The sequence below is a fragment of the Bacillus sp. N13C7 genome (assembly GCF_026790065.1).
In the GTDB taxonomy this organism is placed as follows: Bacteria; Bacillota; Bacilli; order Bacillales; family Bacillaceae; genus Bacillus.
Window position 1 is genome coordinate 585,471 of the sequence record NZ_JALAMO010000007.1, and the last position, 26,334, is coordinate 611,804.

A 26,334-nucleotide genomic window follows, 5' to 3' on the forward strand; every position below is an offset into this window, starting at 1 on the left:
TTTCTTCGTTTGACTCTTTTTACAAATCCTCTTTCTATGTGTTTCATTTTCTGACAAATCATGAGTCATTTTCTCTTCCATCATCTATTCTTTATACAAGTTACCTATAAAATCACGCTGAACCTATTGTATCTCACAGTAATTTTTGAGAGGAGGATGCAGCATTGGAAAATTTGCACATGATGTTAGATGTGCTCCTGAAAGATCGTGAGGAGGCTGTGCTGGCGACAATTGTTCAAGTGGAAGGCTCCGCATATCGAAAAGCAGGCGCCTCTATGCTCTTTAAGAAAAATGGCGAGCGGGTCGGCTTGTTGAGCGGCGGGTGTGTGGAAGAAGATTTATTCCAAAGAATTCGTGAAATGGGTGATCAGTTGACATCAGCGCTAATTCCCTACGACATGCGTGCGGAGGATGATCTTTCCTGGGGCATGGGGGCGGGGTGCAACGGCATTATTCATATTTATGTAGAGCGAATCACGCAGGAAAAAAGGCGGCACTACAAAATAGTGAGGGACTGCCTTCATTCAGGCAAAGCTGTTACATCCGTTACGCAGCTTGACTCCTCCCATTATATATTTCTGTCAGATAGTGGGCATTTCGGGAACTGGCCTGACGTGCCTCTGCAAGACATTCAATGTACGGCTTCAACGCTTCATTTACCGCATTTTGATCCATCAACGAACATGTTTATTCAGCGAATTGAACCGAAACCGCGTCTTATTTTGTTCGGAGCGGGACCGGATACGGTGCCGCTTGCCAATTTGGCGGCTGATACAGGATTTTCTGTTATCGTCACTGATTGGCGTCCGGCTTATTGTACATCCTCTCTTTTTCCAAAAGCAGATCAGCTGATCACCGCTTTTCCGGAACAAATGCTCAGCAAATTTCAATTTTTTCCGCATGATGCAGCCGTTGTGGCAACCCATCATTATCAGCACGATCAAGCGATCATCAACTTCTTATTTTCTCAACATCTTCATTATATCGGACTGTTGGGTTCAGCAAGCCGCACGAAGAGACTGCTGAAAGGAAAGCAGCCGCCGTCTCATTTTTACAGTCCGGTCGGGCTGAAAATCGGTGCGGAAGGCCCCGAGGAAATTGCCGTCAGCATTGTCGCGGAAATCATTCAAACAAGAAAACGGCTGGCGGTTGTATGAGAAGCCCTTATTTGATCGGAGTATTTCTTGCTGCCGGAAAAAGCAAAAGAATGGGCCAAAACAAGCTGGCTTTGCCGCTAAAAGGAGAAACGATCGGGTCGCTCTCTTTGAAAACGGCTTTGCTGTCCCGCCTGAATCACGTTCTGATCGTCGAACGGACAGAACGTGATTCCCTTGAGTGGATAGGAGCGCCCTATCATGCTCCGCCCTTCCGAAAACGCTGGAGCCTGCACGTATGCAAAGACGCAGAAAAGGGGCAGGGGCATTCAGTCAGCAGCGGGGTGAGAAAAGCAGAAAGCATGGGAGCGGACGGCGTTGTCATTTTGTTAGCTGACCAGCCGCAGCTTTCCGTCAATCATCTGAACGCCCTTGTGGAGATGGCTTCTGAGTCATTTGTTGTGTCTGCATCTTTAGGCGCGCTCACCCCGCCAATCTATTTCTCATCGACTTGTTTTCCTTATGTAAAGGAGTTAAAGGGAGATGAGGGAGCTCGCAGGCTCCTGAAAAACGGACAGCTTGGAGGAGGAGCGGTTTTGGAGGCAAAGGAAAGCGTGGAGCTGAACGATATTGATACTCCGGAGGAATACGACATGGCAAGGAGGTTGATGGTTTGAACGGCCAAGTGACAAAAGCTAGGATGAATCTTCAATTATGGAGGCCGTCAGCGCTCGATGAGGCCTATTTGCTTTTGCAGCAGCTTGCACCGGATGTGTGTGCCGCATCGGGAAGCACGCTGCTTCAGCTTCAGTGGGACAAAGGGGTTCTTCCGAAACAGCATCTCGTCAGCCTTGAAGGAATTGACGAGATGAGAGGGATTACCGCCAGTGACACCCACCTGTCGATCGGAGCGCTCACAACCCTAAGGGAATGCAGAAAGAATCCCCTGATCAAGAGTGCGCTTGGTTGTTTCAGCGATGCTGTTTCTGCTGTTGCCGCACCCGGAATCCGCAGCCGGGCCACAATTGGCGGCAACATCGCGAGTAAAGTCGGCGATTTGCTTCCGCTCTTGCTTGTGCTTGATGCTGATCTTATGGTGTACCAAAGGGAGCTTGTCAGGGTGCCGCTTGGTGATTGGCTCGTGGATGAAGGCTATGGATCTGCCATTGTGACGCGTGTCATCATTCCGCGTGCGGAGGGAGAGCGTGTGTTTTACCGCAAGCTTGGGAGGCGCCAGGCCTTTACAGGAGCGGCTGCTGTTGCCGCTGGCCATTTTTTGAAAGACGGCGGCATCCGTCTTGCCGCTGGCCATGCCGATATCACACCGAAAAGGTTAACGGAAAGCGAAGCAAAATGGCTGGCACAGGACTGGAATCCGCATGAGCTATACGAGACGCTTATCCATGAACTGCCGTTTTCCGCAGATGCTTTTATGTCAGCGGCATACAGAAAAAAAGCTGCTGCCAACGTCATCATGGCAGAGCTGATGGCTGAGGGAGGGACATAAATCATGATCAACAAACCGTCAAGAGTCAGGCCGGACGGAAGGGGAAAGGTCACAGGGGAATTGAAATATATGACCGATCTCAGCTTTCCCGGAATGCTGTACGGCAAAGTGCTGAGAAGCGCTTATCCTCATGCGGAGATCGTGTCGATTTGCACCAAGGAAGCTGAAGAAATGGAAGGTGTGCGGGCCGTCGTCACGCATAAAGACGTTCCCGTCTTAAACCGATTTGGCATTGTTATCCCTGATCAGCCGGTTTTATGTGAGAACAGGGTGCGGTATGTGGGGGATGCGATCGCCGCTGTTGCTGCAGAATCGGAGGAAATCGCAGAAGCAGCGCTGGAGCTGATTCACGTTACGTATAAAGAACTGGAGGTCATTGATTCACCCGAAAAAGCGCTTCAGCCGAACGCGCAAAGACTGCATGAGGACGGCAACATTCTGCACCGTGCGTTTTTTGCACACGGTGATGTGGAAGAGGGCTTTCGAGCATGTGACACAGTCCTTGAAGAAACCTACGATCTGCCACGGCAGATGCATACGTATATGGAAACAGAGGGAGGCGTAGCTGTTCCGGAAGACGATGGGGGCTTTACGATGTATGCAGGAACGCAGCACGGCTATAAAGACCGATTTCAGCTTTCCCGTGTGTTTGACATTTCTGAAGAGAAGATCAGAGTTGTGTCAAGTCCGATGGGCGGCTCGTTTGGCGGGAAGGATGAGCTGAATATCCAACCGTATGCGGCGCTTTTGGCCTTGAAAAGCGGACTGCCTGTCAAAATTCATCAGAGCAGAAAGGAATCTGTACGCTCTGGCATTAAGCGCCATCCGATGAAGATTAGAATCAAAACAGGTGCGGATCAATCAGGAAAAATTTTGGCTCATGATGTGAAAATTGTGGCGGACACAGGCGCTTACGCCACGCTTGGACCCGCCGTTCTTGACTTTTCTGTCGAGCATGCCGCGGGTCCTTACCGTATTCCAAATATCCGGACGGAAGGGATCTCGGTGTTTACGAACAATGGGGTGGCAGGAGAATTCCGAGGATTTGGTGGCAATCAAATCACATTTGCTCTCGAAATCCATCTTGATCGCCTCAGTGATCGGATCGGTATCGACCCGCTGGAGCTGAGAAGAAAAAATATCAGAAAACCGCATGATGTAGGGCCGCTTGAGCATCGGATTGCGCCGACTGACGGAGCGGCGCAAGTATTGAATGCCATTTCTGAATCTCCCATTCTCACAAGAAAACGCAAGCACTCCGGGTATATACGGAGAGGGACGGGAGCGGCCATAACGATGCATGGAGGCGGGCTGGGGTATGGCCGAATGGATTCGGCAGGAGGCCGTTTGTCTCTTTCGAGTGACGGCAAAATCACAGCTTCGTTTGGATTTGAAGAATGCGGACAGGGGATACTGGCGGCAATTGAACAGATTGTCATGGAGGAGCTGGGTTGTGCGGCGGAGGATATATCTATTGTTATTGGAGATACCGCAAAAGTGCCGAAGTCAGGCTCCTCTACTGCATCCCGCGGCACAAGCATGGTGTGGCACGCGATCCAGCGTTTGAAGAAGCCGTTTCTAGCTCAGTTGAAAAAACGGGCGGCGGAACAGAGCGGCTGTTCAGCAGAAAATCTTGCTCTTGGCGCCGGAGGCTTGCATGATCAAAACACAAAGGAAATCGTGGTGACGTATAGAGAGCTGGCTGAAAAAGGCCCTTTGGCAGAGGAAACGGCATTCGATTTCCCGACAACGCCTGATCCTGTAGTGGGCGGCCATTTTCTCTACTCATTTGGAGCGGCTGCCGTTGAAGTGGAGGTAGATCTACTAACAGGCGACGTCAAAGTGATAGATTGTGAGCACGCCATTGCGGCAGGTCCGGTTGTCAGTCCCCAAGGTTATCGAGGTCAAATCGAAGGCGGCGCTGCCATGGCACTCGGCTACACACTGATGGAGGAAGCGAAAATGACGGACGGCCGTTACGCGGCGGATAATCTCGACCAGTATGTCATACCCGGTGTGAAAGATGTTCCCGCTATGAAGCTGACCGTGATAGAAGAGCTGATGGAAGGAGATTCCTACGGCCCGCGCGGTGTTGGCGAAATAGGAACGATCGCCATCACTCCGGCAATTGTAAAGGCAGTACATGATGCGGTCGGCTGCTGGATAAACAAGCTGCCGATTTCAAGAGAAGAGCTGCTTGAAGCAATAGACAGAAAGGGGCTGAAGCAATGGACGTAAAAGAGGCCGGACCATTTCCTGTAAAAAAGGAACAGTTCCGAATGACCGTGAATGGACAGGAGCGGGAGGTTACAGCCGTTCCTACGACACGTCTGAGTGACCTGCTTAGAAAGGAATTTCAGCTGACCGGGACAAAGGTTTCCTGCGGAATCGGCCGCTGCGGAGCCTGCTCTATTTTAATCGACGGAAAGCTGGCCAATGCGTGTATGACCATGGCTTACCAAGTGAACGGCCATTCCATTACAACAATCGAGGGAGTACAAAAAGAAGAACTGGATATCTGCCAAACCGCTTTCCTGGAAGAAGGCGGCTTCCAATGCGGCTACTGCACCCCGGGAATGACAATTGCGCTCAAAGCGCTGTTTAAGGAAAAACCGCATCCCACAGAGGAAGACATAGAAGAAGGGCTGGCGGGGAATTTGTGCCGATGTACCGGGTATGGCGGGATTATGCGGTCAGCTTGGAGGATTAGAAGAGAGTTGAACGGAGATAGACGGGAGTCCGGCTTTTAAAAGCCGGACTTTTTTAGCCTGACATTTTACTATGGAAAAGCAGTCAGACAGCGTATGGGTAAACATACGATAAATTTCTAGAGTTTGATAGCATCAGCTTCAGAAAATTAGCCAGGTATCATTAGTGAATCACATAGCAAAGACGCCATAAAAATTTCTTATGGCGTCTGCCGGACAGGGAGGTGCTGATCCGCAGAGGATTAGGCAAAGTCAAACTTAATAGCCACTAAAGAAAGAAGCTCCAACAATGATTAACAAAATGAATAGCACTACGATTAAAGCGAAAGAGCTGCCGAGACCGTTTGAATAACCAGAGTTTCCGCCAGAGTTGTAGAATCCCATAATGTCACCTCCTTTAGTGGAGATAGAATAAGATATGCCAAACGATCATTGTCGACATAGATTTAAGTCTAAAAAAGAAAAAATGAATATTTTGTCTAAAGGTGTAAGAAAGATTAAACACTATTAAAACAGACTCAAATGCTGCTGCATACCAGGAGGGTGATGTTTGCGTTCTGTTTGGAAAAAAAGTAAATCATAAAGAAGGGCCAACAGGGATTTGTCCTGTCGGCCTGGGTATGGCGGGATTAGGCAGCGGGCTTGCGCCAAGAGATGGTCTGGTTTTTTATGATGTTATCCGCGGATATTATCCCAGCGAAACAAACGGACAGCTGCAAAAGCCAGAAGTGCAGTTGAAGCGATTAAAATAAGATAGCTGAATAACAAGCCAAGAGATGGACTGTCTCCATTTAAATAATAACGAAGAAGTTCTCCAAAGTAGGTGAGAGGGATAAATTTCGACACTGTTTCAAGCCAAGAGGGAAGCAGGTTCATCGGCATAATTAATCCGCACACGATCAGCAGAGGGGCGAGCATGCCACCGGAAAGCCCATTTACAGCTTCAATAGAGAGACGCATGCTTCCCACAGTATAACCAAGTGCAAACAGCATGAGAAGCCCGATAAGTGAAACAAGCATGATTTGAGGGATATTCTGTGCTTGTAACATTCCATTGAAATAAGCGATACTAAGCAGCGCGACTAGCTGAAAAGCTGCTAAAACAAAACGGGCGCATATTTGAGAAAGCACAAAGGTCAGCTTTGATGCTTCAGTTAAACCAATTAATCGCAAAGTTCCCTGGTCCCTCATTTGTATGATAGGAGTGGAAGTTCCGTTTATAGCAAGCGTAAAGAAGGCCATCACAATAATACCAGGAATGATAAACTCAAATAAATCTGTACCGACTCCCGTAGAGCTGGAGAGAACGCCAAACATAATCAGGAATAGAAACGGAAAGGCGAGAACCATAAAAAAGGTTAAAGGATTTCGAATCAGTTCTTTTATATTCATGAATAGAAGCGCAGAAAAAGCACGTTTATTCATCATACCAAAACACCCTCTCGTATTTTCTTTCCCGTAAGCTTAAGAAAAACATCTTCCAAGGTTCCCTGTTCAATGCGGATGCTGGACCACTCTGCGTCAATCTGTTTGATAATCGAAGAAATTACATTTTTGGTAATGGGTTCGGCCACGATTTCAAGCTCGTAGCCAATAGGCAGTGTTTTTATTGAAGATTTCTTTATTTCAGGAATATTTTTCAATTGAGCCACTTTTTTCTGATCGGTGTACTTTAAGAACAAGCGCTGCTGAGGACAATGGGTTTGTATTAAATCTACCGGCGTTCCAAGGGCGGCAAACTTCCCATTATTTAAAATAGCGGTACGGTCGCATTGTGTATAGGCCTCTTCCATTGAGTGTGTTGTTAAGAAGACACTTTTCCCATTTCCCTTAAGGGATTGGATAATATCCCAGATTTGCCGGCGTGAATGAGGATCTAAAGAGGCGGTCGGTTCATCTAAAAACAAAATATCAGGATCAGATATAAGTGCAATGCTGATCAGCAGCCTTTTCCTTTGCCCCCCTGATAGTTTGCGAGTGGGTTTGTTCATCATGTCTTCTAAACCTACCAGCTTTAATATTTCTTCAGGAGATCTTGATTTATTATATAAGGAAGAAAATAATTTCAAAGTTTCTCCTACTTTCAAATAAGGAAATAGAGTCGTTTCTTGAGGCTGAACCCCAATAAATGGACGAATTTTTTCAGGCTGTTTCAATGGGTTGTAACCCATCACTGAAACTTCGCCGCCGCTTGGCTTGCGCAATCCGATGATAGATTCTAAGATTGTTGTTTTCCCCGCTCCGTTCGGTCCTAAAAGCCCGAAAACTTCCCCTTTTCTCAAATCAAAAGAAATTCCCTTTATGACCTGATGATCCTCGTAAGACTTATTTAGATTTTGCACGGTGATAGGTAAGCTGGACTTCATGTTACTGTCACACTCCTTTAATGTTTTGGATAGAGAATGTAGCCTTCTTTTCTCAGGCATAAGATATGCCTGGGACGCTTTACATCTTTCTCGATTAGTCGTCTCAGCCGATTAATATATACATACAATGCATTCTTTGTAGCGAACCCTTCCTCTCCCCACGCATATGTTATGAGTTTGGCTTTGGATACAGGTCTGCCGTTATTGACAGCTAAACAATGAAGCAAACGAAATTGAATTCTGGAAAGGGGAATAGTGGAATTTTCATTCACCAGCATTTCACGTTCAGAGTCTAATAACCAATCGCCAATTAGAAGCATTTCTCTTTTTGTGTAATTAATCTGAATCTCCTCCTTTAGATAAGACAACTGAGACGTATGATTTCAGTAGCATATACGGGAGCAAAGACAATTCAGTTTAGATGAAAATGCCAAAACTTATAAAATTAGGAAAAAAGTATTATTAATCTTAACGTATATTAAGTTTTTCGACATAGATCCAGATTGATATATCTAATATAATAAATTCATAGCATAGAATTTACGTTTTTTTGAAAAAATGGAGGTGCGTGAATGGCTCATTCGTTGGAAAAACTAGTACAGCCTTTAGGAGGATTCATAAACAGAGTATCTTCCCTCCCGACCTATCCTGGTGAACCTGATTTCCCAATTCAAGTTGCATCTACGGGAGATATTTCTCAGTCGCTGTCCCATATATCAAGCTTAAATCCGGGGAAGTCGTTGGCGGGAGATATGGATGGTGCAGGAGGATCACTTCACGAAAAAGATAGTCGAATTAAAGCGATCGCTGAAGCATTAGAACGATATTCCAGCTGTGTGTATAGTGAGGAACAGTTCATTTGGGCAACAGCTGAAGAATTAGGGACGAAAGCTTTAGATTTGAAAAAAATCCCCATCTGCTCAGAAACTGAACGATCTCATCCCCGCTGCCCGGTAAATAAACCATTGTTAGATGCTCCGTTGAGGTGGGTAAAGGGCATGTCTCTTCACACACAAGAAGAGACATGGATTCCAGCCATCATGACCTATTTGCATTTGCCGGCTATGAGCCAAGGTGAGCGCTTTTGGCTTCCGATTTCAACCGGCTGTGCTGCACATACCTCTTATGAACAAGCTCTTGTAAATGCGATATGCGAAGTCATTGAAAGAGACGCGATCTCTTTAACTTGGTATCAAGAACTTCCTCTTCCTCATATCATCTTTGATAAAAAGCCAGATCAAGAAATGACTGAATTTTTAAATAAAACATTCGAGAATGGGAATATCAAGCAATACCTGTTCGATGGTACAACGGACTTAGGCATTCCAACCATCTATTCCTTACAGCTGACACCTCATAATAAAAAACTGGCTGCCTTGATTATGTGTGCGACTGATTTAAATCCTCATAAAGCAATAAACAAAGTTATGAGGGAAGCCGCTTCTTCACGCATCGCCATGATGGCAGAGCGCCCTGCGCCGCAAGATATCGATGATTTCTACAATGTGTTCCACGGCGCGACCTATATGGGGAAAGCTGAAAGGCTGCATGCTTATGATTTTCTAGTACATTCGCCGAATCAATCCAATCTTTCAGAATTACCAAACCTTGAGCAAGAAAATGCGGGAGAAAATTTAAAATTTCTATTAAATCGTCTTGAGGAAAAGGGACTTGAGGCATTTGCAGTTGATCTGACAACCGATGAAGCCATTCATGCTGATATGCGTGTGGTTCGTGTCATTATACCCGGCCTTCAGCCTTTGTCCTTCAGTTACCGCTGCCGCTTTTTAGGGCACCAGCGTCTTTATGAAGCAACAAAAGCGATGGGTTACCCGGTGAAAATGGAGAGTGAAATTAATCCTTGGCCTCAGCCGTTTGCTTAATAAGGAAGGAGATTTTATAAATGAAACCCATTCATATCATGACAACAGGAGACTTTGGCAGGGAAGTCGCACAGCAGCTTTCTAAAAAAATCGATCATATTGTGATTACGCCATTAAACGAGCCGCTCTACTTATTGCCGTCAGACCGTTTTCCATCTGCTCGATTGCATATCTTTGCCTCTTGGAAATCATCTTCTTTTATTTCAAAACAGCTCGACCAGCTTTGTTTTAAATGGAATGAACCGTGGCTTCCTATTACTATGGATCATCCGTATATCAGAATAGGTCCGCTTGTTATACCTGGTGAAGGGACATGCTATCATTGTTTTGAATCTCGTTATTTACAGCATTCACCGGTTCCTCAGTATGTCAAAAAAATAGATGCATATTATCATAGCCATCCAGATGCGGGGCCAAAGGGATTTTTACGCAGCTTTGCCGGCTGGTCAGCCGTTTTCGCTTCGACAATTATAAAATCAATTGACGAGAATGAGCAATCACAATCTGGGCGAGTTTGGCAATTAAACATGCTGACAAGAGAATCCTTCAGTTCACAAACAATATCTGTGCATGGCTGCCCGAGATGTGGATTAAAACGCTCTGAAGAAAACCGCAGCGTGGCACAGTTATCTGAAGACCTTCAATCATTGTTAAGTCATAGAAGAGGGGAAGTGCTTACGAAATGAAACCTGCATCAGTCATGTCAGCTGAGCAAGTTGGCCATGCGGCTTACTTTGACCCGAATTTTCGATTGCCTAAAAAGCCGCGCTTAATCGCAAGTCTTCAAATGATTCCGGATCAAGATTCTTTGTTATTTCATGGAACAGAACATTTGCAGGTGCTGAAAGGAAATGCTGTTACGCGCTTTTTGCCAAATCTAATACCATTTCTAAATGGTTCGTATACCATTAAAGACATTATGGCGAAGTTTGACCAATATTCTCCAAGAGACATCAGCAACATTCTTTCTTTATTGTTCATGCGCGGTTTGCTAGATGATGCAGAAGGTGATGAAGGAATAGATACAATTTGTTTTGAGCCTGATGTTTACCAATTTTTTCAGCGAAGTACTGATTCGACAAGAGTAAACAGAAGTGCGGCAGAAGGATTACATAAATTGAAAACAGCTGAGATTCTGCTATTGACTGATTCAGAGTATGGCAAGATCCTTCATGATGAACTTGTGTTTATGGGAGGAGAAAATGTTATAACAGCCCGGCTCTCAGGTGAAGTAAACATCGGTCAAGCCGACCTTGTGATTGTCTTCTGCACCAATCCTTTGAACCACAAACAATTAAGGTCATTGGATCATATCTGCCATGAAAAGAATATTCCATGGATACTAACACGAGCAGCAGAAAATGTCGGTGTTCTGGGGCCATATTTTGAAAAAAATGAAACTGCCACTTATCGAGACTATCAAATAACAGTTGAATCAGAAGATAGCCAAGGCAAACCAAGCCTTGAACATATTGAAATGTGGGAATATTATTCTGCGGTTGAAATTGTTTATTTCATTACGAGGCTTGCTCCTTCTGCAACCGGAACAGAGTATCTTACATTCCGATTCGATGATTGGACGTGCACCAGCAAAAAGGTCCAACTAAGACCGGACGGCAGTTGCTGCACCGGCGACTCCGAGAATGAGCTTCATCCTGTATTGCAGTTTGAAAATGCAATTGCCTTTCCATCAAAACATTTGATTAACCCTAAAAGTCATCAAGTCCATTACAACCCAAAAAACTTGTTACTAACAAATGAAGCAAAAAGCTATCCGAGTGCTGTCTTATATGAGCTGCCGACCGAAGAGTTTTTGCCGAAGCCAAAAGGCGGTTTCCTGAAAAACAGAATACAGCCTATGTCTGGAAGAGAGGAATTGAATCTGGAAGCGTTAACTCGCTTATGTTTAACTAGCGGGGGGTTAAGAGACGCAGACAGCGGCCAGGCAACTGGAAAAGTGCAGAGGTGGGCGCCAACCGGGGGCAATTTGGGATCTTGCCAGATTTATATTCTTGCCCTGTCAGTAAACGGACTAGCTCCTAACTGCTACTTTTACCAGTACTTAGATAACTCATTGGCGAAAGTCGGTCCATCATTAACAATAGAAGAAATCAAGAACAAAATAACTGATATAACAGGCCAAAAGAAAGACAATATTCCAAAGGCCCTTGTTCTCTTGACAGGGGCTTATGAAAGAGTTGCCAGCAAATACAATGGTTTTGCTTATAAAGTTATTCATTTAGATGGAGGGGTCGCTCTATCACAAATGCAAGCTGTATCTGCAGGTATCGGGATAAAAGTAAATACAATTGATCAGTGGAATGAGCAAGCGCTTTTATCCTGTTTTGGAATCGATCCTAAAAAAGAACCGGTAATAGCCTTAGCCGGATTAGATGACGGATGGTGATGACAATGGCTTCTTTTGAACCGTTTCAGCTGATAGACAAATTAATCGAAGAAACGAAAACCTTTCATCTTGACTGCGAAATCGATCGTGCCGTAGAGAGACCGCGACAAGAGAACCTGAATACAAGGCAATCATGTCTGCTGCCGGAAAAACAATATGAAGGCAAAGAACTTTTTCACATATTAAAAGAGCGTACCGCCACTCGATTTTATGATCAGCATGCAATAGATTTGAGTGATTTGGGGACGATTTTAGCGACGGTCAAGGAAGAAGATAACAGAAATTGGGCGCGCCAGATCGGCCAGGGAATTGATATTACGGTATCTGTTATCGCGTGGCGTGTCCAAAATCTGCGGTGTCCATTCTTCTATGATTATTGCGCCGAAACGCATTCTTTAAATCCTATGGGCGAGATACCGGAACAAGAAAAAGCGGATGACTGGTTTCTCCAAAAAGAATTTGTGTATGCTCCTGCCATTATCATCATTAATGGGACAATGAATAAGGCGGTAAAGCAGTACGGCGGACACGGCTACAGGCATTTGATGGTGCGCGGCGGCGCAGCGGCTCAAAATGCTTGGCTTTCTGCTTTAACACTTGGACTTCAGGGAACGATTTTTGCTGGCGCGCTTCCTAGACCGCTAAGGGAATACACGCCTATTGACGGCCGGCATCGTACTCAACTGTGCGCGTTTTCATTTGGAAAACCGCTATCTTTTTCTGAAAAATAAACCTTCTTCAAAGCAAATAACTTGAAAGGAGGTGATAGAGATGGAAGAGAAAAAAGTTGAATTGGAATTATTTGCAGAAGAGCTTGAAACGCAAATGGATTTTACAATGGGGCCATTGTCGACTTGGGCTTCAGCCACAACTGTTGGCTCAGCTTCGTGCCCTGGAAGCACAGCGGGAACGGCATCAACGGCATCATCACTTTCTGGATAATAATTCATTATTTAAATCCAATAAAAGGAGGTTTACTAATGATAGAGAAAAAAGAGTGTGAACTGGAACTTTATGCTGAAGAAATGACAGAAATTCAATCATTATCTGGTTTCACTACATCAGCAACATTCGGTACAGTTGGATGTGCGGGTTCATCGGCTTCTACGGCCGGCACGATCTCATCATACGGCGGATAATAAGGGGGAATGAAAAATGGAAAAGGATAAAACTCTTGAATTGGAGCTTTTTGCAGAAGAACTGCCGGAGCAAGTTGATTTAGCAACGATTGCGGCATCTTTCAGTTCGACGTCATCAGTCAGTACGGCTTCATGTCCGGGAACAACAGCAGCTTCAGCCGGAACGATCAGCTGCTACGGTTGATTCAAATAGGAGATGAGTGCGTTGAAGGTTAACTGCGAGCACACAGAAAAACTGGAACTCTTTGCAGAGGAGCTTCCGGCCCAAGTGGACATGTCGTCAATTGTCTCGACGATGTCGACAGGAGCTTCCTATGCGTCGTGGACGACGTTTGTCTCCACAATAGCTACCATTTCAACGGTAAATTAGGATGTTATCAACCTAAAAAACATGAGGCGGTGACATTATGTCTGAAAAGGATACTACTATTAAAACATTGGAATTATACGCTGAAGAGCTGCCGGCCCAAGTGGATTTGGCGACTGTTGCAGGAACAGCTAGCACTGCTTCCTCTTTTACAACAGCTTCGTGTCCGGCAACTACAGCGTCAACTGCTGGCACAGCAAGCAGCTACGGGTGATCAGCCCTTATTTAGATAAGTAAGGCAGGTGCCTGTTGCGAGCAGGCGCATGTCTTACTTTCCTTTATCTATTATACCGTATTTGTATGTTAATAAAAGGAGTTTAATGAAGCCATGAACAACGGTCAAGTTCAATACCAGTACGATGAAGAACTATTGGTCAATCCCCTCTATTTAGGTGAAGGAGTCGAGTTGTTAATAGGCGCCAATGAAGAACCCATGTTGTTTGACAAACAGAACGGGAAATATATCAGGCTTTCAAAAGTTGGCTTGGAGATTTTTCACTTAATGGACGGTTCAAACACGGGCCAGGATATTGTAAATCAACTAGAAAAAAATTATGCAAATTACGGTAACTTTCCTGAAATTGTCTATATGTTTTTTTCATCTTTAAGAAAAGCCAATGTCCTAAATATAAAACCGCTGCCTGAACATCAGGTGAAGCAGGCAATTCGCCGCGCAGCTGATAAACCGATGCTTCGATTGCCATTGGCGAAGTCTCTCAATAAATCAACAGAAACACTGCTTCATCTTTACCATTCTATTCCCAAGATGCTTCAAAAAATAACCTTGTATGTTCTGTTTTTTTGTGCCATTTCTTTATTTATTCTGCTCAACGTGACAGAAGGATGGCAGATCGAGTGGGCTTCAATTCATTGGATATTGTTGGTTTGTGTCATTGCTTTTCATTTGATTATTCATGAAATGGCTCACGCCTTAGTAACGAAGGCTTACGGTATCACCATACGGGAAGCGGGTGTCGCGCTGCTCTATTACTTTATTCCAGTTGCGTACGTTGACCGGACAGACACCTACCGGCTGAAAAGCAAGAAAAGCAGAATTCATATCGCGCTAGCCGGGCCGTATTCAGATTTGTTAGCTTGCGGTTTGTGGGCAGCCGTCTCAATGTTGGCTCCTCAAGGCACCATAAGCGAGACAGCGCACCTTATTTCATTTTTGCAAATCCTTTTTGTTCTTAGCAATTTGAATTTACTGCTTCCTACTGATGGATATCACGCGGTAGAGGCTGCTGCAGGGGAGTTATCACTGAGAAAAAGAGCCTTAACATATTTGCTGCATGTAAGCACGTTTAGAAAACCTCCTGCTTACTTACAGCATGTGGCGAAAAATAGAAAAATCATTTACGTTGCCTACAGTTTAGTCTCACTTACTTATCTTTTTTGTTTGCTATCGGCATTTTTCTTTCTTTTACGAAATGCATTTGGATATATGGGGTGATGTATCATGAAGGGACATATAGCGCCTTTTGTTATGCTGAGGGCTGCCGGGGGCAGTATCGACAGCTTGGCATGTGTTGATGTAAAACAGACATCTGAAAATATAGAAAAGATTTTGAATCTGGAAACAGAAATTGAAGTAATGAAGGAACCTTTAAGCGACATTTTCTTTCATTTGATTTCCTGTCTCAACGATGATGAAACGACCTTTCTTCGTTTTCTTTTAAAAGTAAAACGAGATATCTTTAACAGCCGTCCTTTTCAAATTGATGATAAAAGTAGAAGTGAACTGCAGAAACGATTGACTATTTCTGATTATAAATTATTTAACCGATGGTATATGGCCGTTCACGACAGACAAAGGTATATGGAACATACCAAACTAATTTTTGAGAAAGAGATTGAAGAGGCTGGCCAACTGTTAGCGAATGAAATGGAAAATGAAGAATGGCAAAAAGGATTGGCGCTGGCAAATCCGAAATATCTATCCGCTTATAACAAGAAAAAGGCTAAACTATGGAGGCCCCACAAACAATACGCCCGCACCAGTATGTCTTATTTAGGAAGAATAACGATGAAAACAAGTCCATTCAGTACGTTTACCAAGATTGGCTTGACCTCTTTTTCAGCTGATAACACGCCTCCTGATACAAATAATCAAAAAACGAACTTTTGCAGCATTTCTAAGTCAATATGCAGTGAACTTATATTTGAGATGGCGCAGCATAACGAATTATCCCAGTACTTGTACTACGAAAAAAATCAAACCCTCCACACCGATAAAAAGAACAATATGCGCCTCCTGAAAAGCTCTTACACCATTTTAAACGGATTTGCATGGCGTGAGGATAAGATGGTGTCAGAAGAAATTTCGTCAGAAGAACAATTGAAGGTGATCAACTCTCTCCGTTCAGGGAGTTATGCGGAGATACAGGAATTGCTGAAAAATACTTCTTTTACAATACCTGACTTGTCAGCTGAACAATGGATCAAGCCGGTACTTCCTTTTTCAAGAAAAACAGAAAAGCCTTTGCTCAGTTTATACCATTTTTTACAGCCGATACAAACCAAAACAGCAAGAAGGATAGCAAGAATTGTGAAATGGATGAACCATTGTGTAGAGGAGCTTGCGAAAAGCGGGCCCAAGCATAGACTGCGTTATCATCAGTTCATTTACAGACTGTCAAAACGTGCATTCAGTGAGCTTACGGATAAAATACCGAAAAGTGTAGTAACTGAAAAGCTTGTTTACGAAAATGTGAAATTTGTAGAAGATCACCCGCCGTTAGGCCAGCAGGTCCAACGTGATTTAGAACAGCTTTCTGGACAGTTGAGAAAACATCAGTTCCGGACCCATCTCTATGATTTGTTGTGTGAGCACTTCATAGAGATGTATGGGGAAGGAGGCGTATGCCATGACATTCAGGAGTTTTTGTATCAGTTTGAAATGAGGAAAGATAGGCCGCGGCTGATTAAAAATGCCTTGCGGAAAGATAAAAAGACAGCTGTAAACCTGGAGGAGTCCAGAGTGTTTGCCCCGTGCAGCGGCAGCTCAGTTCCCCCAAGTGCGGTTGTGTTTTATCAATTAGCAGCAAATAATGGCAGTAAAGACATTTCCGATGGTGACTACCAGCTTGTTATCAACCAGATCAGTTCCGGTTTGGGGCTGGTACTCCGCTTCCAATCAATGTTTAATGAGGATCAGAGAAATTTAAGCAGTATTACAAAGCGATGGATTCACGTGATGAACCCTCACTCAGATATCGTTCATTTTCCGATGATCTCAGATTTCAGCAATTTGCAAACTGATCCAGGTATTACAGCCCAGTCCTTAAGGTGGCTTGGTGAAAATCCAACAGCAGATAAAAATGATCTTTTGTTAAAGGATCTGTTATTGGTGCATGATCCGAGCGGTACGCTGGCATTTGTAAACAAAGAGGGGCGTCCTGTTGCTCCTATGTATTTTGGTGCTGTGCCACAGCACATGATGCATGGGCCTGTCTCATATTTATTTACCATTATGAACCCATGGATTAATGCGTACCAAACCAATTGGGTGACATCACCTCTATTTCCTAAATCACCTCCGCCGGAAAAAGTAGAATTTCATCCGCGTATGCAGGAGGGAAGGATTGTACAAAGGCGTGCCCGCTGGCGGATCCCGGTATTCTTATTCCCTTTAAAAGAGAATCGAGAGAGTGACTATGCATACTTTATACGAATGAAAGCATTCCAAAAGAAGTACAGCCTTCCGGATGAGGGGTTTCTTTCTGGAGAGAGAACAAGTGTGATGCTGAATCCAAAACAAAGAAAACCAATGTATCTGAATTTCAATAGCTACCATTCTATCGCAGCTGCTGTAAACACGATTGTTGAAGATGACCTTTTGTCTGTAACATTCACTGAAGGCCTTCCTAATCGCCACCAGCATTGGCTGGAAAACGCTGAAGGGCACGTAATTGCTTCTGAGTATATGTCTTTATTCCAATGGCCTGTTGAAAGAAAGCAAGAATCGGCTATAGCAAATGAGAAAGGGGTTTTTATATGAAGGAATGGGTGTTTTACAGCATTTATGTGCCGAAGGCTGAGTATTTGGAAAATATTATCGTCAACATTGTAACGCCCGTTGTTAAGCAGGTAAAAGACAGTGTTCAAGTACATAAGTGGTTTTTTATCAGATACATTGATATGCAAGGGCCTCATATCCGTTTGCGTTTTTTGGTAAATGAAGACGACATTGATATCGTTGAAGAGATTACGGAAGAGCATTTGAACGGCAGTCTATCTAAAGTCCTGGCTGAACCTCTTTCAGAAATGAGCCGTCTGCTGCCTGTCAAAACCGATACTAGAAATTTTGAATCAGGATTCCAACAAGAAGAATATGAGCCAGAGTATGAAAAATACGGCGGCATCCAAGGCGTTAATATAGCTGAAGACATCTTTCAATCTTCCAGTGAATTGGTTCTTTCATTATTGAATGATCCTGTATTTAAAGATAGTGACCGTTTTGATTTCGCTCTCTTTCTTATGAAAAAAACAGCCGAACAAGCTTCTTTATCAGCAGACCAAACACAGGATCTTTGGGAGAGCATGCTGCATTATTGGAGCGGAGCTGATTATACTGATGGAATAACCTATAAAACGAAGCTGAAGGAGGCTGCGGAAAAACGGATTGATGTAATAAATGTTGTCTTAGAAAAAATGTACTCTAACCCTTTTGCCATCAAGTCAACGAATGGGTACCAAAAACAGCTGAAAAGCGCTTTTTCACAGATACAAGAGTCCGATCAGATTAGAATTTCTGCTTCTCATCTATCCTTTCACTATATTCATATGATGAATAACCGTTTAGGGGTGTGGCCGATAGAAGAGGCTTATCTCGGAGCTTTGCTCGCGCAAATATCAAAAAACACAACTGATATAAAATAATAATAAAGAACTTCAGCCTAACAGCTGAAGTTCTTTATTTCCGCTTGTTTTTATGATAAACCGAGGTAAAAGTAAACATAAACAAAAAGTAGGCGCCTGCCAGACTTAAAAAACCGACAGGGTATTGAAGCAGCAGAAGGCCTCCCCCAATAAACAGGATCGTTGCTGCTGAAATAATGATCCAATATAAAGAGAATTTGTTTTTATTTTGCTGTTCTTTGGTCTTGGTAATGGCTGTGTCCTCCTTACTGATATGTTGAATACCGTATTTATAGATGTGAATCAATTGTACAAGCCGTCCTAACAATAAAATAGAGGACACGGAGATCCAGGTGAGAGAGTTAACTAAAAAAGCGAGCTGAAGTGTGTCTTGGAAAGGGGTGCCGCCCGTTTCGAATCTCACAATCAATAATACGCCTGCACCAATTAGAAATAGAATCCCTAAAAAAAAGACAAACACATTATAGCTGTCAAAACGATTCCATTCGCCTAAAAATCTGCAATGTTTAGCAATCAGCGAATATTTCTGTTTAGGGTTCTGTGGAAGTGAATGCACTCCAATTGAATTTAAAATCTGCCGATTAAATGCAGACCCCATGACTCCACCTAGTGTACCGACAGTAAGAGCTGCTGCGCCGCTTATTAGTCCTATCACAGTACCGCTTGTCATATGATCACCTTCCTAAGAATAAGAAAAAAAGTATTTGTGCTGCTATGCTCCCGGATAAAATTGGCAAAATCGTCACTACTTGAGCAACAGAACGGAATGAGAAAAGGTCTGGCAGCTGCCAGCTAGGGTAAGCTAGCCAATGGCTCAAACGGTCAAACCAAGTAATCGGTGGAGAAGGTGGTTTTAACATATGTTCTGGAAGAGACAGGCGGTTGATATCCAGGAATTCATTCAGATCGGGCATGTGTTCTTGTAATCCTTCAATCATGCTTTTAACTTCATCTTGCTCATTCATGAGTCATTCAGCTCCTTTTCAATGGATTTGTTCAGTTTCTTTAGAGAATAATGAAGCTTGGATTTGACTGTTCCTTCCGGTATGTTGAGAATGTGAGAAATCTCTTTGCCTGTAAACCCTTGATAATAGGCGAGAATCAGAATTGATCGTTCTTTTTCAGGCAGCTGTCCCAAATACTGTTGAATCAATATTTTATTTTGTATATTTTGCTCAATGGTGCTCTGGTGCTTTTCCGAATAATCGTCCAATTCCATCTGCTGCCATTTGAATTTAGAATGCTTTCGGTAATAATCAATACATAGCCTGTGAGCAATTTGATGGAGCCAGGTACGAAAGCTCGCTTTTTCGCTTTTGTAGCTGCGGCATTTTACATATACCCGGATAAAAGTTTCCTGCAGAAGATCTTCGGCCGCCTGTTTTTGACGGATGTACAGAAATATAAATTGATATGTTTTTGGAGCGTGACGGGCATATAAACTGTTGTAAGCCTCCATATCCTTTTGTTTAACTTTTTCCATCAATTCTTCGTCAGAAAGAATGTCCATACCCCACCTCGAAACTTGGTTTCGTTACTATATACGGCTGTTGGCTGAAAAGAGTTCAAAAAATGAAAAAATAAAGGAGATAAGTGATGGCAATAGATGTTAGAAGAATGCTGTCTTCATGATTATAACAGGAAAAAAATGAAAGTGCCCGGTCATGAAGACCGGGCTTGACATGTTAACTCCCCCTGTACACCTGATAACCAAAAGGCGACAGCAAAAGCGGGATATGGTAATGCGTATCTGGATCTGCAATGTGAAAACGGACGGTGACGATGGTTAAAAACGGCTGATCGGCTGCGTTCATGTTTTTACTCGCAAAATAGTCTCCTGCATGAAATTCCATCACATATTCTCCGGACACCAGCTCTTCAGCTGCCAGCAGAGGGACATCGACCCTTCCGTCCTTGTTAGTGTATACCTCTTTCATTATACTTTCGCCCAGCCGCTTCAATTCAATTTTGACGTTCGCCGCTGGTTTGCCGCAGGTTAAATCTAAAATATGGGTGGTCAGCTTTCCCATCAGGCCTTCAGGCTCCCTGCGGTTTCAGCGTTTTTCTGTTTTTCTTTCTCGGCGTCTTCTCTAGTCACGGTAAAGCGCTGGAAACCGAATGGCGGGCGCGGTTCGGTGTAGACTTTTCCTTTGGATCCGGGGATTTCTTCGACAACGGTATCCCATGTGTGATTTTGAGATTGGAAGCTGACGTCAGTGAGCTGCGGGAATCTCATTAATATTCTGCAGCCGATATGATAGATTAAGTTTTGGATTGAAGGGGTTTCGAGCTCGTGAAAAACGGTGCTCGCTAAGTCTCGGACTTGTTCAGCCGCAACATAGCGGGCGGGATCGGCAGCATATGCGTCATTTGTGTTTTCATAATGCCAGCTGATGTTTAAATGGACAAACAGCGGACGATTGCCGTCTTCCGGGAGTGTTGTATATTCGTCCCGGATAAAGCCGACGAAGGAGTTGCCGCTCACCTTGACGAGCTGAAGATCCATGATTTCGCTGTATTGCTCTTTGATCGTTATTGTATCCCCGGTTCGTTCCGCTTTCAGAACAGACCGAGCACGTTCATTGCGCGATCTTCTGAAGACGACCTGACTTGTGCCGAGCTCTTGCTCTTCGTAAGCAGGCATCGCCTCAAATGGAATGTCTTCGCCGGTCAGAGTGATCGTGTCCATATGAGAATAGGTATCTAAAAATCGGTGAGCCACATAGTGTAAGAATCCCTCGGCTGTTGTCCCTTCATAGGAAGCGAGATGGCGCTGAATAAAGTTTTTCATTGAGTCTGTAGCTACGACGAGTGTATTATCTCCATCTGTAAATGATGGCAAGAAGGCATCTCCGCCAATTTCACATGTCACATCAACGCCGACAACGGTATTGTCTCTCCCGGTAAAAGTTGACTCTGGGATTTGCTTCACTCCTGTGAGCGGCTTTAAAAACGTTCGGTATGCAAATACATTGCCTTTGCCGTAAGACATGGTTCTATTCATTTGCGTCTCTCCTTTTTCAGTTATGATGTCCGCCAGACGAAAGCGGGCGATGCAGTAAATTTCTTCTAGAGCCCGCTGGAACTCCGTTTCCCGTTCGTTCTTCAGCCTTGCCAGCAGGGCTTGGTGAATGTCCTGCTTCGTCTTTCCCTTTACCGCTAAAATGAAAGGAAAGCCGAAGTGTTCATAATAGTGTTCATTCAGCTTGAGAAATTCCTCGTATTCCTGCTGTTCAAGCGTGCTGAGCCCCGCGTTTTGCTGCTCTCTTACCGAGGAAGCGCTCATTGTTTTCTTTGTTCCGAGACGAGGGTGCTTATTGATTAAATCAAGCTGGGTCTGGCGATCCGCGGCTTTTACAATGCCGGCCATTTTGTGGTGAAGGTCGGAAAGGGAAGAAAACGGCCGCAATGCCGCGGCTTCCTCCGCAATCCATGAAGAGTGTTCAAAAATAGATCCAAGCGTGTCAGTCAGTGTTTGTGCGTCCATTTGATTCAGGTCATCCATTGTGAACATTGGCATCTTCCTTTACGTTTTCATTTCAGCGCCATCCGGCTGTTTGGTTTGAAAAAAAGCGTGCAGTGCAATTGCCGTCAAACTGCCGATCACAATTCCGCTTCCTGCCAAGACTGAGGCAGCGCCCGGAAGAGACGAAAACAACGCGGGAACTGTTGTGGCGCCGAGCCCTAAGCTGACGGAAGAGGCGATGATCAGCAGATTGCCCTGCGAATCGAAGTCAACGCTGGAGAGCATTTTGATCCCGTAAGAAATGACCATGCCGAACATGACAATCATCGCGCCGCCGAGAACTGGGTTTGGAATCACTGTTGTCAATGCTGCGGCTTTCGGAACCAGTCCGATCGCCATCAGCATAATTCCTGTAATCGCGATGACGTTGACACTTTTCATTTTTGAAAGCTGAACGATGCCGACATTTTGCGAGAAGGCGGTATAGGGAAACGCGTTAAATAAGCCGCCCAGCACAATCGCAATGCCTTCCGCCCGGTAGCCCTTTTCCAGATCCCTCTCTGACAGCCTGCGGTTTGTGATATCAGCGAGCGCAAAGTAAACACCTGTCGATTCAACAAGGCTGACAATGGCAACGAGGAGCATCGTGACAACAGCCGGCAGCTCGAAGGTCGGCGGGCCGAAATAAAACAGAGACGGAACATGAAGCCAGGATGCCTCTATGACGTCAGAAAAATCGACTTTTCCCATGAAGAATGCGGCCGCCGTTCCGGCGACAAGCCCGAGCAAAATCGCAATGGAGCGGATAAAGCCTTTAAAGAAATAAAACATCAATAAGATAAAAGCTGTGACCCCAAACCCGAGGAGCACGTTGTCCAGTGTGCCGAAGTCTTTGCTTCCTTCACCCCCGGCCAGGTTATTCATTGCTGTTGGAATCAGGCTGATGCCGATGATCATGACGACTGAGCCGGTCACGACAGGCGGAAAAAAACGGACAAGCTTTCCGAAAAAGCCCGCAGCTAAGACGACAATCAGCCCTGCGGCGATAATGGCTCCATATATCGCTGAGACACCATATGTGCTGCCAATGGAAATCATCGGGCCGACTGCGGTAAACGTACATCCGAGCACAACGGGGAGGCCGATGCCGAAGTACCGGTTTTTCCACAGCTGCAAAAGAGTCGCCGTCCCGCACATGAACAAATCGATCGCAATTAAATACGTCAGCTGCCCTGCGTTCAGCCCGATCGCCGCCCCGACGATCAGCGGAACGAGAATGGCTCCCGCATACATGGCAAGCATATGCTGAAGTCCGAGCATCATCAGCTGAAAGGCATTGTGCTGTTTCTTCACTTTTTTTACACCTCTTTTTCTAGTGCGAGTGTATGGTCTAATACCGGGATTTCTGTTTTCTGAGCTACTGTTTTTTCTTTTCTGTCGCGTAAGCTGAAAAATAGATTCAAAAAGATGGCGGTCAGGCTTCCGGTGATGGTGCCGTCGCTGACCAGAATCCGGATCGGAGCGGGGAATTCAGCAAAAATCCCAGGCGCCGTGCTGGCGCCGATGCCGAGTGAGATTGAGCATGCGATGGTGAGCAAATGATATTGATTGGTGAGATCTGCTGTGCTGAGCATTTTGACGCCGGATGCAATTACCATGCCGAACATGACGACGGTTGCGCCGCCAAGCACAGCAGCAGGAACGGCAGAAGCAAGGGCGGCAATCTTCGGAAGCAATCCGAGACAGACAAGGATACAGCCTGCGGTCACAACGATGTTTCTTGTTTTCACTTTCGTCAGCTGTAGTAAGCCGGCGTTTTGCGCAAAGGTGTTATAGGGGAAGGCGTTAAACAGTCCGCCGATAAGAATGGCGATTCCTTCCGCCCGGTAGCCTTTGACAAGGTCTTTTTCGGTTATCGGTCTGCCGCATATTTTTCCGATTGCGTAGAAGACGCCGGTTGATTCCACAATAATGACGATTGCAACGATCAGCATCGTTAAGATTGGGCCGATTTCAAATGAAGGGGCTCCGAAGTAAAACGGCTTCGGGATTTGAAAGAGCGGGGCTTCAGCGACAGCAGAAAAGCTGACTTTGCCCATGGCGGCTGCTGCCGCTGTCCCGGCAGCGATTCCGATCAGAACGGACAGCGTTCGGGCGAATCCTTTGAGATAGCGGTTGAGGATTAAAATCAGGACAAGGACGCCGACAGAGAGAAGAAGGTTTTCGAGCGAACCGTATTCGGGGTTGGCGCTGCCGTTTATTTTTTCGCCGCCAGCCATATTTTTTACACCTGTCGGCACAAGAGAAAGGCCGATCAAGGTCACAACGGTTCCTGTTACGACAGGAGGGAATAACACAGTCAGCTTGCCGAAAAAACGTGCAAACAAAAAGATAAACACACCTGCCGCGATGATTGAACCGTAAATGGCGTGAACGCCGTAGTTGGCGCCAATTGCAATCATCGGAGTGACGGCCACAAATGAACTGCCAAGCATGACGGGAAGCCCGATGCCGATGTATGCTCCTCGCAAGGTTTGCAAAAGCGTCGCAACGCCGCACGTTAACAGGTCAATTGCCAATAGGTAGGATAGCTGTTCATCTGTCAAATTCAGCGCCCTGCCGACAAGCAGGGGCACCAAAATCGCACCTGCATACATAGCCAGCACTTGCTGAAGGCCAAGAGTAAACACCGCAAACGTTCTTTGTTTCACGTTAGTCCCTCCTTTTATATGTGAACTTTAGTAACATGATAGCGTGCTGATTGTCGGGTGTCATTAGATACAGTAGCCGAAAAAGACAGGGGTTACTGCTGAAAATAACGAAAAACGGTTTAGTTTGTAAGAGAATGTGACAAACATTAGCTGATCAGCTGCTGCATCCGTAAGGCAAGCCGCAAACGCATCGTTGTCTCAGGGTCTTTTAAGCTTTTGCCAAGCAGCTCTTCACATTTTTCAAGGCGATAGATAACTGTATTGCGGTGAACGTACAGACGCTTTGCCGTCTCGGAAATTTGGCAGTGTGTCTCTAAATAGACGGACAGTGTATGAAGCAGGCTTTGATCCTCCTGCTGTTTTTCGGCAAGGCTTTGAAGTGTGGAGGTGTAAAATTTCTTCAAATCCTCAACCGGGAGCAGGCGGAGAAGCTCGGGCACATCCTTGGCGTGATACACCTGAATAAACTCCGTGCTTCTTGACAAATGCCCTGATTGCAGAGCATCAGACGCCTCTGTGAACGCGTCGGGAACATCATTGAGCCTTTGGCATATATTGCTGATGCCAAAGGACACAGTCCGTTTAAATTGGGCTTTCACCTGTGTTTGAAACTGTTCTAAAAAGCTGATCACCGAGGCGTGCATTTCACTCCAGCTGTCAGTCGCTTCGATCAAAATAATGCCGACGTTTCCTTTAATAAAGAGGTGGGGTGGAAACGGGAAGGCCGATAATTCGCCTTCAAGAAATTCGAATACGCCGTCGGAGGCGAGCTGGTTTTCTGTAAAGCTGATCGTTTCGTCATTCCGGTCGAGTTTGCCGGCGATGCACATGTATTTTTGATCCCAGTGCAGCTTGAATTCCTTCGCACGGTTTTTAATTTCATCGTCTGAAGAAAAGGACCGCTCAATAAAATTGCTGAAAAACTCATTGCGGGCCCGCCGGCTGAACTGCTTCAGCGCATTTTCCTTCAGCAGTTCAAAGGAAATCACGTTGGCCGCTTGTTCAATCGTGAGGATCAATCCTTTATCGCCGGCCTGCACCATGTCCGGTATCAGCAGGTATCCGCAGTTTTTTTCGTGATTATAAATAGGCAGGACAGAATATGTTTTCTGATCTGAGATTGTAGAGAAACAAGTGAAAAACGGCCCGGATACGGTATTCAGGGTGCCTTTCAGCTTTTCGGTCTCAACTGAAATCTGATGAGACGCGGACAGCATTTTGGCATGCTGGTCAAGCAGCAGCACGGGAAGCTGAAGAAGGTCTGACACCTTTTTGAGGAGGGATTGCAGCCCCTTGCCGCTCATAATGTGGTTTGTGAATTTTTTGTGCGCGTAAATGGCTTGCTGCAGCTCGTTAGAACGCATATCAAGAATATGGCTGAGTGTTGCATTCACAATATCGCCGAGGCGGATGTGTTCTGGAAGCTCAATGATCGGTAACCTATATGAATCAGCCAATTCAATGATTTCTTTCGGGATATTCTCCAGGTAGCGCTTTGTTTTAATGCCGAGGCCCGCGCAGCCGCGTTTTGCCATTTGCCGAATCAGTTCAGATAATTGGTGCGGGTTATCCTTCAGGTGATACGCAGTGGTGACGAGCAATTCATTCTTGTGCAAAAAGTCTGCGATATCCGGAGCATCCATCATATTCACATGCTGCACCTCTCTTTCTCCTCCTGCTTTTCCCGCAATGAAATTGGCGTTTTCATAGGCCGGTATTTTCATCACATCAAAAATATTCATAGCGCATTCTCCTTTTCTATAAAAACATTGGTTAAGATGAATAATTTTCAATAGGAATTCTAG

Annotated in this window: 29 protein-coding genes; 17 read left to right on the forward strand and 12 right to left on the reverse strand. The window is 45.0% G+C overall.

Annotated elements, in window-relative coordinates; genetic code table 11:
- Positions 1 to 164: 164 nt before the first annotated feature.
- The 5 genes from MOB98_RS11100 to pucE are packed head-to-tail and all read left to right on the forward strand — an operon-like array spanning position 165 to position 5,351.
- Positions 165 to 1,157, forward strand: a complete 993-nt coding sequence (locus MOB98_RS11100) for an XdhC family protein (RefSeq protein ID WP_268360993.1) — start codon at positions 165 to 167, stop codon at positions 1,155 to 1,157.
- Positions 1,154 to 1,771 carry a xanthine dehydrogenase accessory protein PucB gene (gene pucB / locus MOB98_RS11105; protein ID WP_268360995.1) on the forward strand — a complete coding sequence of 206 codons (618 nt, stop codon included), beginning with the start codon at positions 1,154 to 1,156 and terminating at the stop codon, positions 1,769 to 1,771. Before MOB98_RS11100 ends, pucB begins: the two co-directional genes overlap by 4 nt.
- Complete coding sequence (gene pucC / locus MOB98_RS11110) at positions 1,768 to 2,601, forward strand: xanthine dehydrogenase subunit C (protein ID WP_268360996.1); 834 nt, start codon at positions 1,768 to 1,770, stop codon at positions 2,599 to 2,601. The genes pucB and pucC overlap by 4 nt, the downstream gene beginning before the upstream one ends.
- Positions 2,602 to 4,839 carry a xanthine dehydrogenase subunit D gene (gene pucD, locus MOB98_RS11115; RefSeq protein ID WP_268361007.1) on the forward strand — a complete coding sequence of 746 codons (2,238 nt, stop codon included), beginning with the start codon at positions 2,602 to 2,604 and terminating at the stop codon, positions 4,837 to 4,839.
- On the forward strand, positions 4,830 to 5,351 hold the full coding sequence (gene pucE, locus MOB98_RS11120) for a xanthine dehydrogenase subunit E (protein WP_268360997.1): 522 nt from the start codon (positions 4,830 to 4,832) through the stop codon (positions 5,349 to 5,351). Before pucD ends, pucE begins: the two co-directional genes overlap by 10 nt.
- Before the next feature lie 216 nt (positions 5,352 to 5,567).
- Here the strand turns inward: pucE and MOB98_RS11125 are convergent, their stop codons facing one another.
- The 4 genes from MOB98_RS11125 to MOB98_RS11140 all read right to left on the reverse strand — a co-directional run bounded on the left by MOB98_RS11125 (position 5,568) and on the right by MOB98_RS11140 (position 7,995).
- A complete protein-coding gene (locus tag MOB98_RS11125) occupies positions 5,568 to 5,693 on the reverse strand; it encodes a YjcZ family sporulation protein (RefSeq protein WP_268360998.1) in 126 nt (41 codons plus the stop codon).
- 291 nt (positions 5,694 to 5,984) lie between these two features.
- Positions 5,985 to 6,737: an ABC transporter permease gene (locus MOB98_RS11130; RefSeq protein ID WP_268361000.1), complete on the reverse strand. Its 753-nt coding sequence runs from the start codon at positions 6,735 to 6,737 to the stop codon at positions 5,985 to 5,987.
- A complete protein-coding gene (locus MOB98_RS11135) occupies positions 6,734 to 7,675 on the reverse strand; it encodes an ABC transporter ATP-binding protein (RefSeq protein ID WP_268361002.1) in 942 nt (313 codons plus the stop codon). Before MOB98_RS11135 ends, MOB98_RS11130 begins: the two co-directional genes overlap by 4 nt.
- 17 nt (positions 7,676 to 7,692) lie before the next feature.
- On the reverse strand, positions 7,693 to 7,995 hold the full coding sequence (locus MOB98_RS11140) for a helix-turn-helix domain-containing protein (protein WP_311766044.1): 303 nt from the start codon (positions 7,993 to 7,995) through the stop codon (positions 7,693 to 7,695).
- Between the two features lie 252 nt (positions 7,996 to 8,247).
- Between MOB98_RS11140 and MOB98_RS11145 the strand changes: the two genes are divergently transcribed.
- The 12 genes from MOB98_RS11145 to MOB98_RS11200 all read left to right on the forward strand — a co-directional run bounded on the left by MOB98_RS11145 (position 8,248) and on the right by MOB98_RS11200 (position 18,352).
- On the forward strand, positions 8,248 to 9,558 hold the full coding sequence (locus MOB98_RS11145) for a YcaO-like family protein (RefSeq protein WP_268361003.1): 1,311 nt from the start codon (positions 8,248 to 8,250) through the stop codon (positions 9,556 to 9,558).
- A gap of 20 nt (positions 9,559 to 9,578) precedes the next feature.
- Positions 9,579 to 10,244: a TOMM precursor leader peptide-binding protein gene (locus MOB98_RS11150; RefSeq protein WP_014665274.1), complete on the forward strand. Its 666-nt coding sequence runs from the start codon at positions 9,579 to 9,581 to the stop codon at positions 10,242 to 10,244.
- 101 nt (positions 10,245 to 10,345) lie between these two features.
- A complete protein-coding gene (locus tag MOB98_RS11155) occupies positions 10,346 to 11,965 on the forward strand; it encodes a nitroreductase family protein (protein WP_268425322.1) in 1,620 nt (539 codons plus the stop codon).
- A gap of 5 nt (positions 11,966 to 11,970) precedes the next feature.
- On the forward strand, positions 11,971 to 12,696 hold the full coding sequence (locus MOB98_RS11160; RefSeq protein ID WP_268358086.1) for a nitroreductase family protein: 726 nt from the start codon (positions 11,971 to 11,973) through the stop codon (positions 12,694 to 12,696).
- A gap of 40 nt (positions 12,697 to 12,736) precedes the next feature.
- Entirely contained in the window at positions 12,737 to 12,907 is a 171-nt protein-coding gene (locus tag MOB98_RS11165; RefSeq protein ID WP_014665271.1) for a thiocillin family RiPP, read from the forward strand.
- Positions 12,908 to 12,945: 38 nt separating this feature from the next.
- Positions 12,946 to 13,104, forward strand: coding sequence for a thiocillin family RiPP (locus tag MOB98_RS11170; RefSeq protein WP_268358085.1), 159 nt, complete (start codon positions 12,946 to 12,948; stop codon positions 13,102 to 13,104).
- A gap of 16 nt (positions 13,105 to 13,120) precedes the next feature.
- Positions 13,121 to 13,288 carry a thiocillin family RiPP gene (locus MOB98_RS11175; protein WP_014665269.1) on the forward strand — a complete coding sequence of 56 codons (168 nt, stop codon included), beginning with the start codon at positions 13,121 to 13,123 and terminating at the stop codon, positions 13,286 to 13,288.
- A 12-nt stretch (positions 13,289 to 13,300) separates the two neighbouring features.
- Positions 13,301 to 13,474 (forward strand): thiocillin family RiPP, encoded by a 174-nt coding sequence (locus tag MOB98_RS11180; protein WP_268425323.1) that lies wholly within the window; start codon positions 13,301 to 13,303, stop codon positions 13,472 to 13,474.
- A gap of 37 nt (positions 13,475 to 13,511) precedes the next feature.
- Positions 13,512 to 13,685 carry a thiocillin family RiPP gene (locus MOB98_RS11185; RefSeq protein WP_014665267.1) on the forward strand — a complete coding sequence of 58 codons (174 nt, stop codon included), beginning with the start codon at positions 13,512 to 13,514 and terminating at the stop codon, positions 13,683 to 13,685.
- Positions 13,686 to 13,799: 114 nt separating this feature from the next.
- Positions 13,800 to 14,924: a PqqD family peptide modification chaperone gene (locus MOB98_RS11190; protein WP_268358082.1), complete on the forward strand. Its 1,125-nt coding sequence runs from the start codon at positions 13,800 to 13,802 to the stop codon at positions 14,922 to 14,924.
- Positions 14,925 to 14,930: 6 nt separating this feature from the next.
- The gene (locus tag MOB98_RS11195) at positions 14,931 to 17,471 is read left to right on the forward strand and encodes a lantibiotic dehydratase (RefSeq protein WP_268358081.1); all 2,541 of its coding nucleotides are present in this window, start codon (positions 14,931 to 14,933) and stop codon (positions 17,469 to 17,471) included.
- Complete coding sequence (locus MOB98_RS11200) at positions 17,468 to 18,352, forward strand: thiopeptide-type bacteriocin biosynthesis protein (RefSeq protein ID WP_268358080.1); 885 nt, start codon at positions 17,468 to 17,470, stop codon at positions 18,350 to 18,352. Before MOB98_RS11195 ends, MOB98_RS11200 begins: the two co-directional genes overlap by 4 nt.
- A gap of 34 nt (positions 18,353 to 18,386) precedes the next feature.
- Here MOB98_RS11200 and MOB98_RS11205 read toward each other — a convergent pair whose 3' ends face one another.
- The 8 genes from MOB98_RS11205 to pucR all read right to left on the reverse strand — a co-directional run bounded on the left by MOB98_RS11205 (position 18,387) and on the right by pucR (position 26,271).
- Positions 18,387 to 19,022, reverse strand: a complete 636-nt coding sequence (locus tag MOB98_RS11205; protein WP_268358079.1) for a hypothetical protein — start codon at positions 19,020 to 19,022, stop codon at positions 18,387 to 18,389.
- Between the two features lie 4 nt (positions 19,023 to 19,026).
- A complete protein-coding gene (locus MOB98_RS11210; RefSeq protein ID WP_268358078.1) occupies positions 19,027 to 19,317 on the reverse strand; it encodes a hypothetical protein in 291 nt (96 codons plus the stop codon).
- Complete coding sequence (locus tag MOB98_RS11215; protein ID WP_268358076.1) at positions 19,314 to 19,862, reverse strand: RNA polymerase sigma factor; 549 nt, start codon at positions 19,860 to 19,862, stop codon at positions 19,314 to 19,316. The genes MOB98_RS11210 and MOB98_RS11215 overlap by 4 nt, the downstream gene beginning before the upstream one ends.
- A 175-nt stretch (positions 19,863 to 20,037) precedes the next feature.
- On the reverse strand, positions 20,038 to 20,382 hold the full coding sequence (gene uraH / locus MOB98_RS11220; RefSeq protein ID WP_268358074.1) for a hydroxyisourate hydrolase: 345 nt from the start codon (positions 20,380 to 20,382) through the stop codon (positions 20,038 to 20,040).
- Positions 20,382 to 21,866: a factor-independent urate hydroxylase gene (pucL, locus tag MOB98_RS11225; RefSeq protein WP_268367168.1), complete on the reverse strand. Its 1,485-nt coding sequence runs from the start codon at positions 21,864 to 21,866 to the stop codon at positions 20,382 to 20,384. Before pucL ends, uraH begins: the two co-directional genes overlap by 1 nt.
- A gap of 12 nt (positions 21,867 to 21,878) precedes the next feature.
- Entirely contained in the window at positions 21,879 to 23,171 is a 1,293-nt protein-coding gene (pucK, locus tag MOB98_RS11230) for a uric acid permease PucK (RefSeq protein ID WP_268358059.1), read from the reverse strand.
- Between the two features lie 5 nt (positions 23,172 to 23,176).
- Positions 23,177 to 24,529 carry a nucleobase:cation symporter-2 family protein gene (locus MOB98_RS11235; protein WP_268358057.1) on the reverse strand — a complete coding sequence of 451 codons (1,353 nt, stop codon included), beginning with the start codon at positions 24,527 to 24,529 and terminating at the stop codon, positions 23,177 to 23,179.
- Positions 24,530 to 24,675: 146 nt separating this feature from the next.
- Positions 24,676 to 26,271 carry a purine catabolism transcriptional regulator PucR gene (pucR, locus tag MOB98_RS11240; RefSeq protein ID WP_268358056.1) on the reverse strand — a complete coding sequence of 532 codons (1,596 nt, stop codon included), beginning with the start codon at positions 26,269 to 26,271 and terminating at the stop codon, positions 24,676 to 24,678.
- Positions 26,272 to 26,334 lie beyond the last annotated feature (63 nt).

Bases quoted from the DNA above. Each gene is read 5' to 3' on its own strand.
- pucB (WP_268360995.1), top strand. From the start codon at position 1,154: ATGAGAAGCCCTTATTTGATCGGAGTATTTCTTGCTGCCGGAAAAAGC.
- pucE (WP_268360997.1), top strand. From the start codon at position 4,830: ATGGACGTAAAAGAGGCCGGACCATTTCCTGTAAAAAAGGAACAGTTC.
- MOB98_RS11125 (WP_268360998.1), bottom strand. From the start codon at position 5,693: ATGGGATTCTACAACTCTGGCGGAAACTCTGGTTATTCAAACGGTCTC.
- MOB98_RS11130 (WP_268361000.1), bottom strand. From the start codon at position 6,737: ATGATGAATAAACGTGCTTTTTCTGCGCTTCTATTCATGAATATAAAA.
- MOB98_RS11135 (WP_268361002.1), bottom strand. From the start codon at position 7,675: ATGAAGTCCAGCTTACCTATCACCGTGCAAAATCTAAATAAGTCTTAC.
- MOB98_RS11140 (WP_311766044.1), bottom strand. From the start codon at position 7,995: ATGCTTCTAATTGGCGATTGGTTATTAGACTCTGAACGTGAAATGCTG.
- MOB98_RS11145 (WP_268361003.1), top strand. From the start codon at position 8,248: ATGGCTCATTCGTTGGAAAAACTAGTACAGCCTTTAGGAGGATTCATA.
- MOB98_RS11150 (WP_014665274.1), top strand. From the start codon at position 9,579: ATGAAACCCATTCATATCATGACAACAGGAGACTTTGGCAGGGAAGTC.
- MOB98_RS11155 (WP_268425322.1), top strand. From the start codon at position 10,346: ATGATTCCGGATCAAGATTCTTTGTTATTTCATGGAACAGAACATTTG.
- MOB98_RS11160 (WP_268358086.1), top strand. From the start codon at position 11,971: ATGGCTTCTTTTGAACCGTTTCAGCTGATAGACAAATTAATCGAAGAA.
- MOB98_RS11165 (WP_014665271.1), top strand. From the start codon at position 12,737: ATGGAAGAGAAAAAAGTTGAATTGGAATTATTTGCAGAAGAGCTTGAA.
- MOB98_RS11170 (WP_268358085.1), top strand. From the start codon at position 12,946: ATGATAGAGAAAAAAGAGTGTGAACTGGAACTTTATGCTGAAGAAATG.
- MOB98_RS11175 (WP_014665269.1), top strand. From the start codon at position 13,121: ATGGAAAAGGATAAAACTCTTGAATTGGAGCTTTTTGCAGAAGAACTG.
- MOB98_RS11180 (WP_268425323.1), top strand. From the start codon at position 13,301: ATGAGTGCGTTGAAGGTTAACTGCGAGCACACAGAAAAACTGGAACTC.
- MOB98_RS11185 (WP_014665267.1), top strand. From the start codon at position 13,512: ATGTCTGAAAAGGATACTACTATTAAAACATTGGAATTATACGCTGAA.
- MOB98_RS11190 (WP_268358082.1), top strand. From the start codon at position 13,800: ATGAACAACGGTCAAGTTCAATACCAGTACGATGAAGAACTATTGGTC.
- MOB98_RS11195 (WP_268358081.1), top strand. From the start codon at position 14,931: ATGAAGGGACATATAGCGCCTTTTGTTATGCTGAGGGCTGCCGGGGGC.
- MOB98_RS11200 (WP_268358080.1), top strand. From the start codon at position 17,468: ATGAAGGAATGGGTGTTTTACAGCATTTATGTGCCGAAGGCTGAGTAT.
- MOB98_RS11205 (WP_268358079.1), bottom strand. From the start codon at position 19,022: ATGACAAGCGGTACTGTGATAGGACTAATAAGCGGCGCAGCAGCTCTT.
- MOB98_RS11210 (WP_268358078.1), bottom strand. From the start codon at position 19,317: ATGAATGAGCAAGATGAAGTTAAAAGCATGATTGAAGGATTACAAGAA.
- MOB98_RS11215 (WP_268358076.1), bottom strand. From the start codon at position 19,862: ATGGACATTCTTTCTGACGAAGAATTGATGGAAAAAGTTAAACAAAAG.
- uraH (WP_268358074.1), bottom strand. From the start codon at position 20,382: ATGGGAAAGCTGACCACCCATATTTTAGATTTAACCTGCGGCAAACCA.
- pucL (WP_268367168.1), bottom strand. From the start codon at position 21,866: ATGTTCACAATGGATGACCTGAATCAAATGGACGCACAAACACTGACT.
- pucR (WP_268358056.1), bottom strand. From the start codon at position 26,271: ATGAATATTTTTGATGTGATGAAAATACCGGCCTATGAAAACGCCAAT.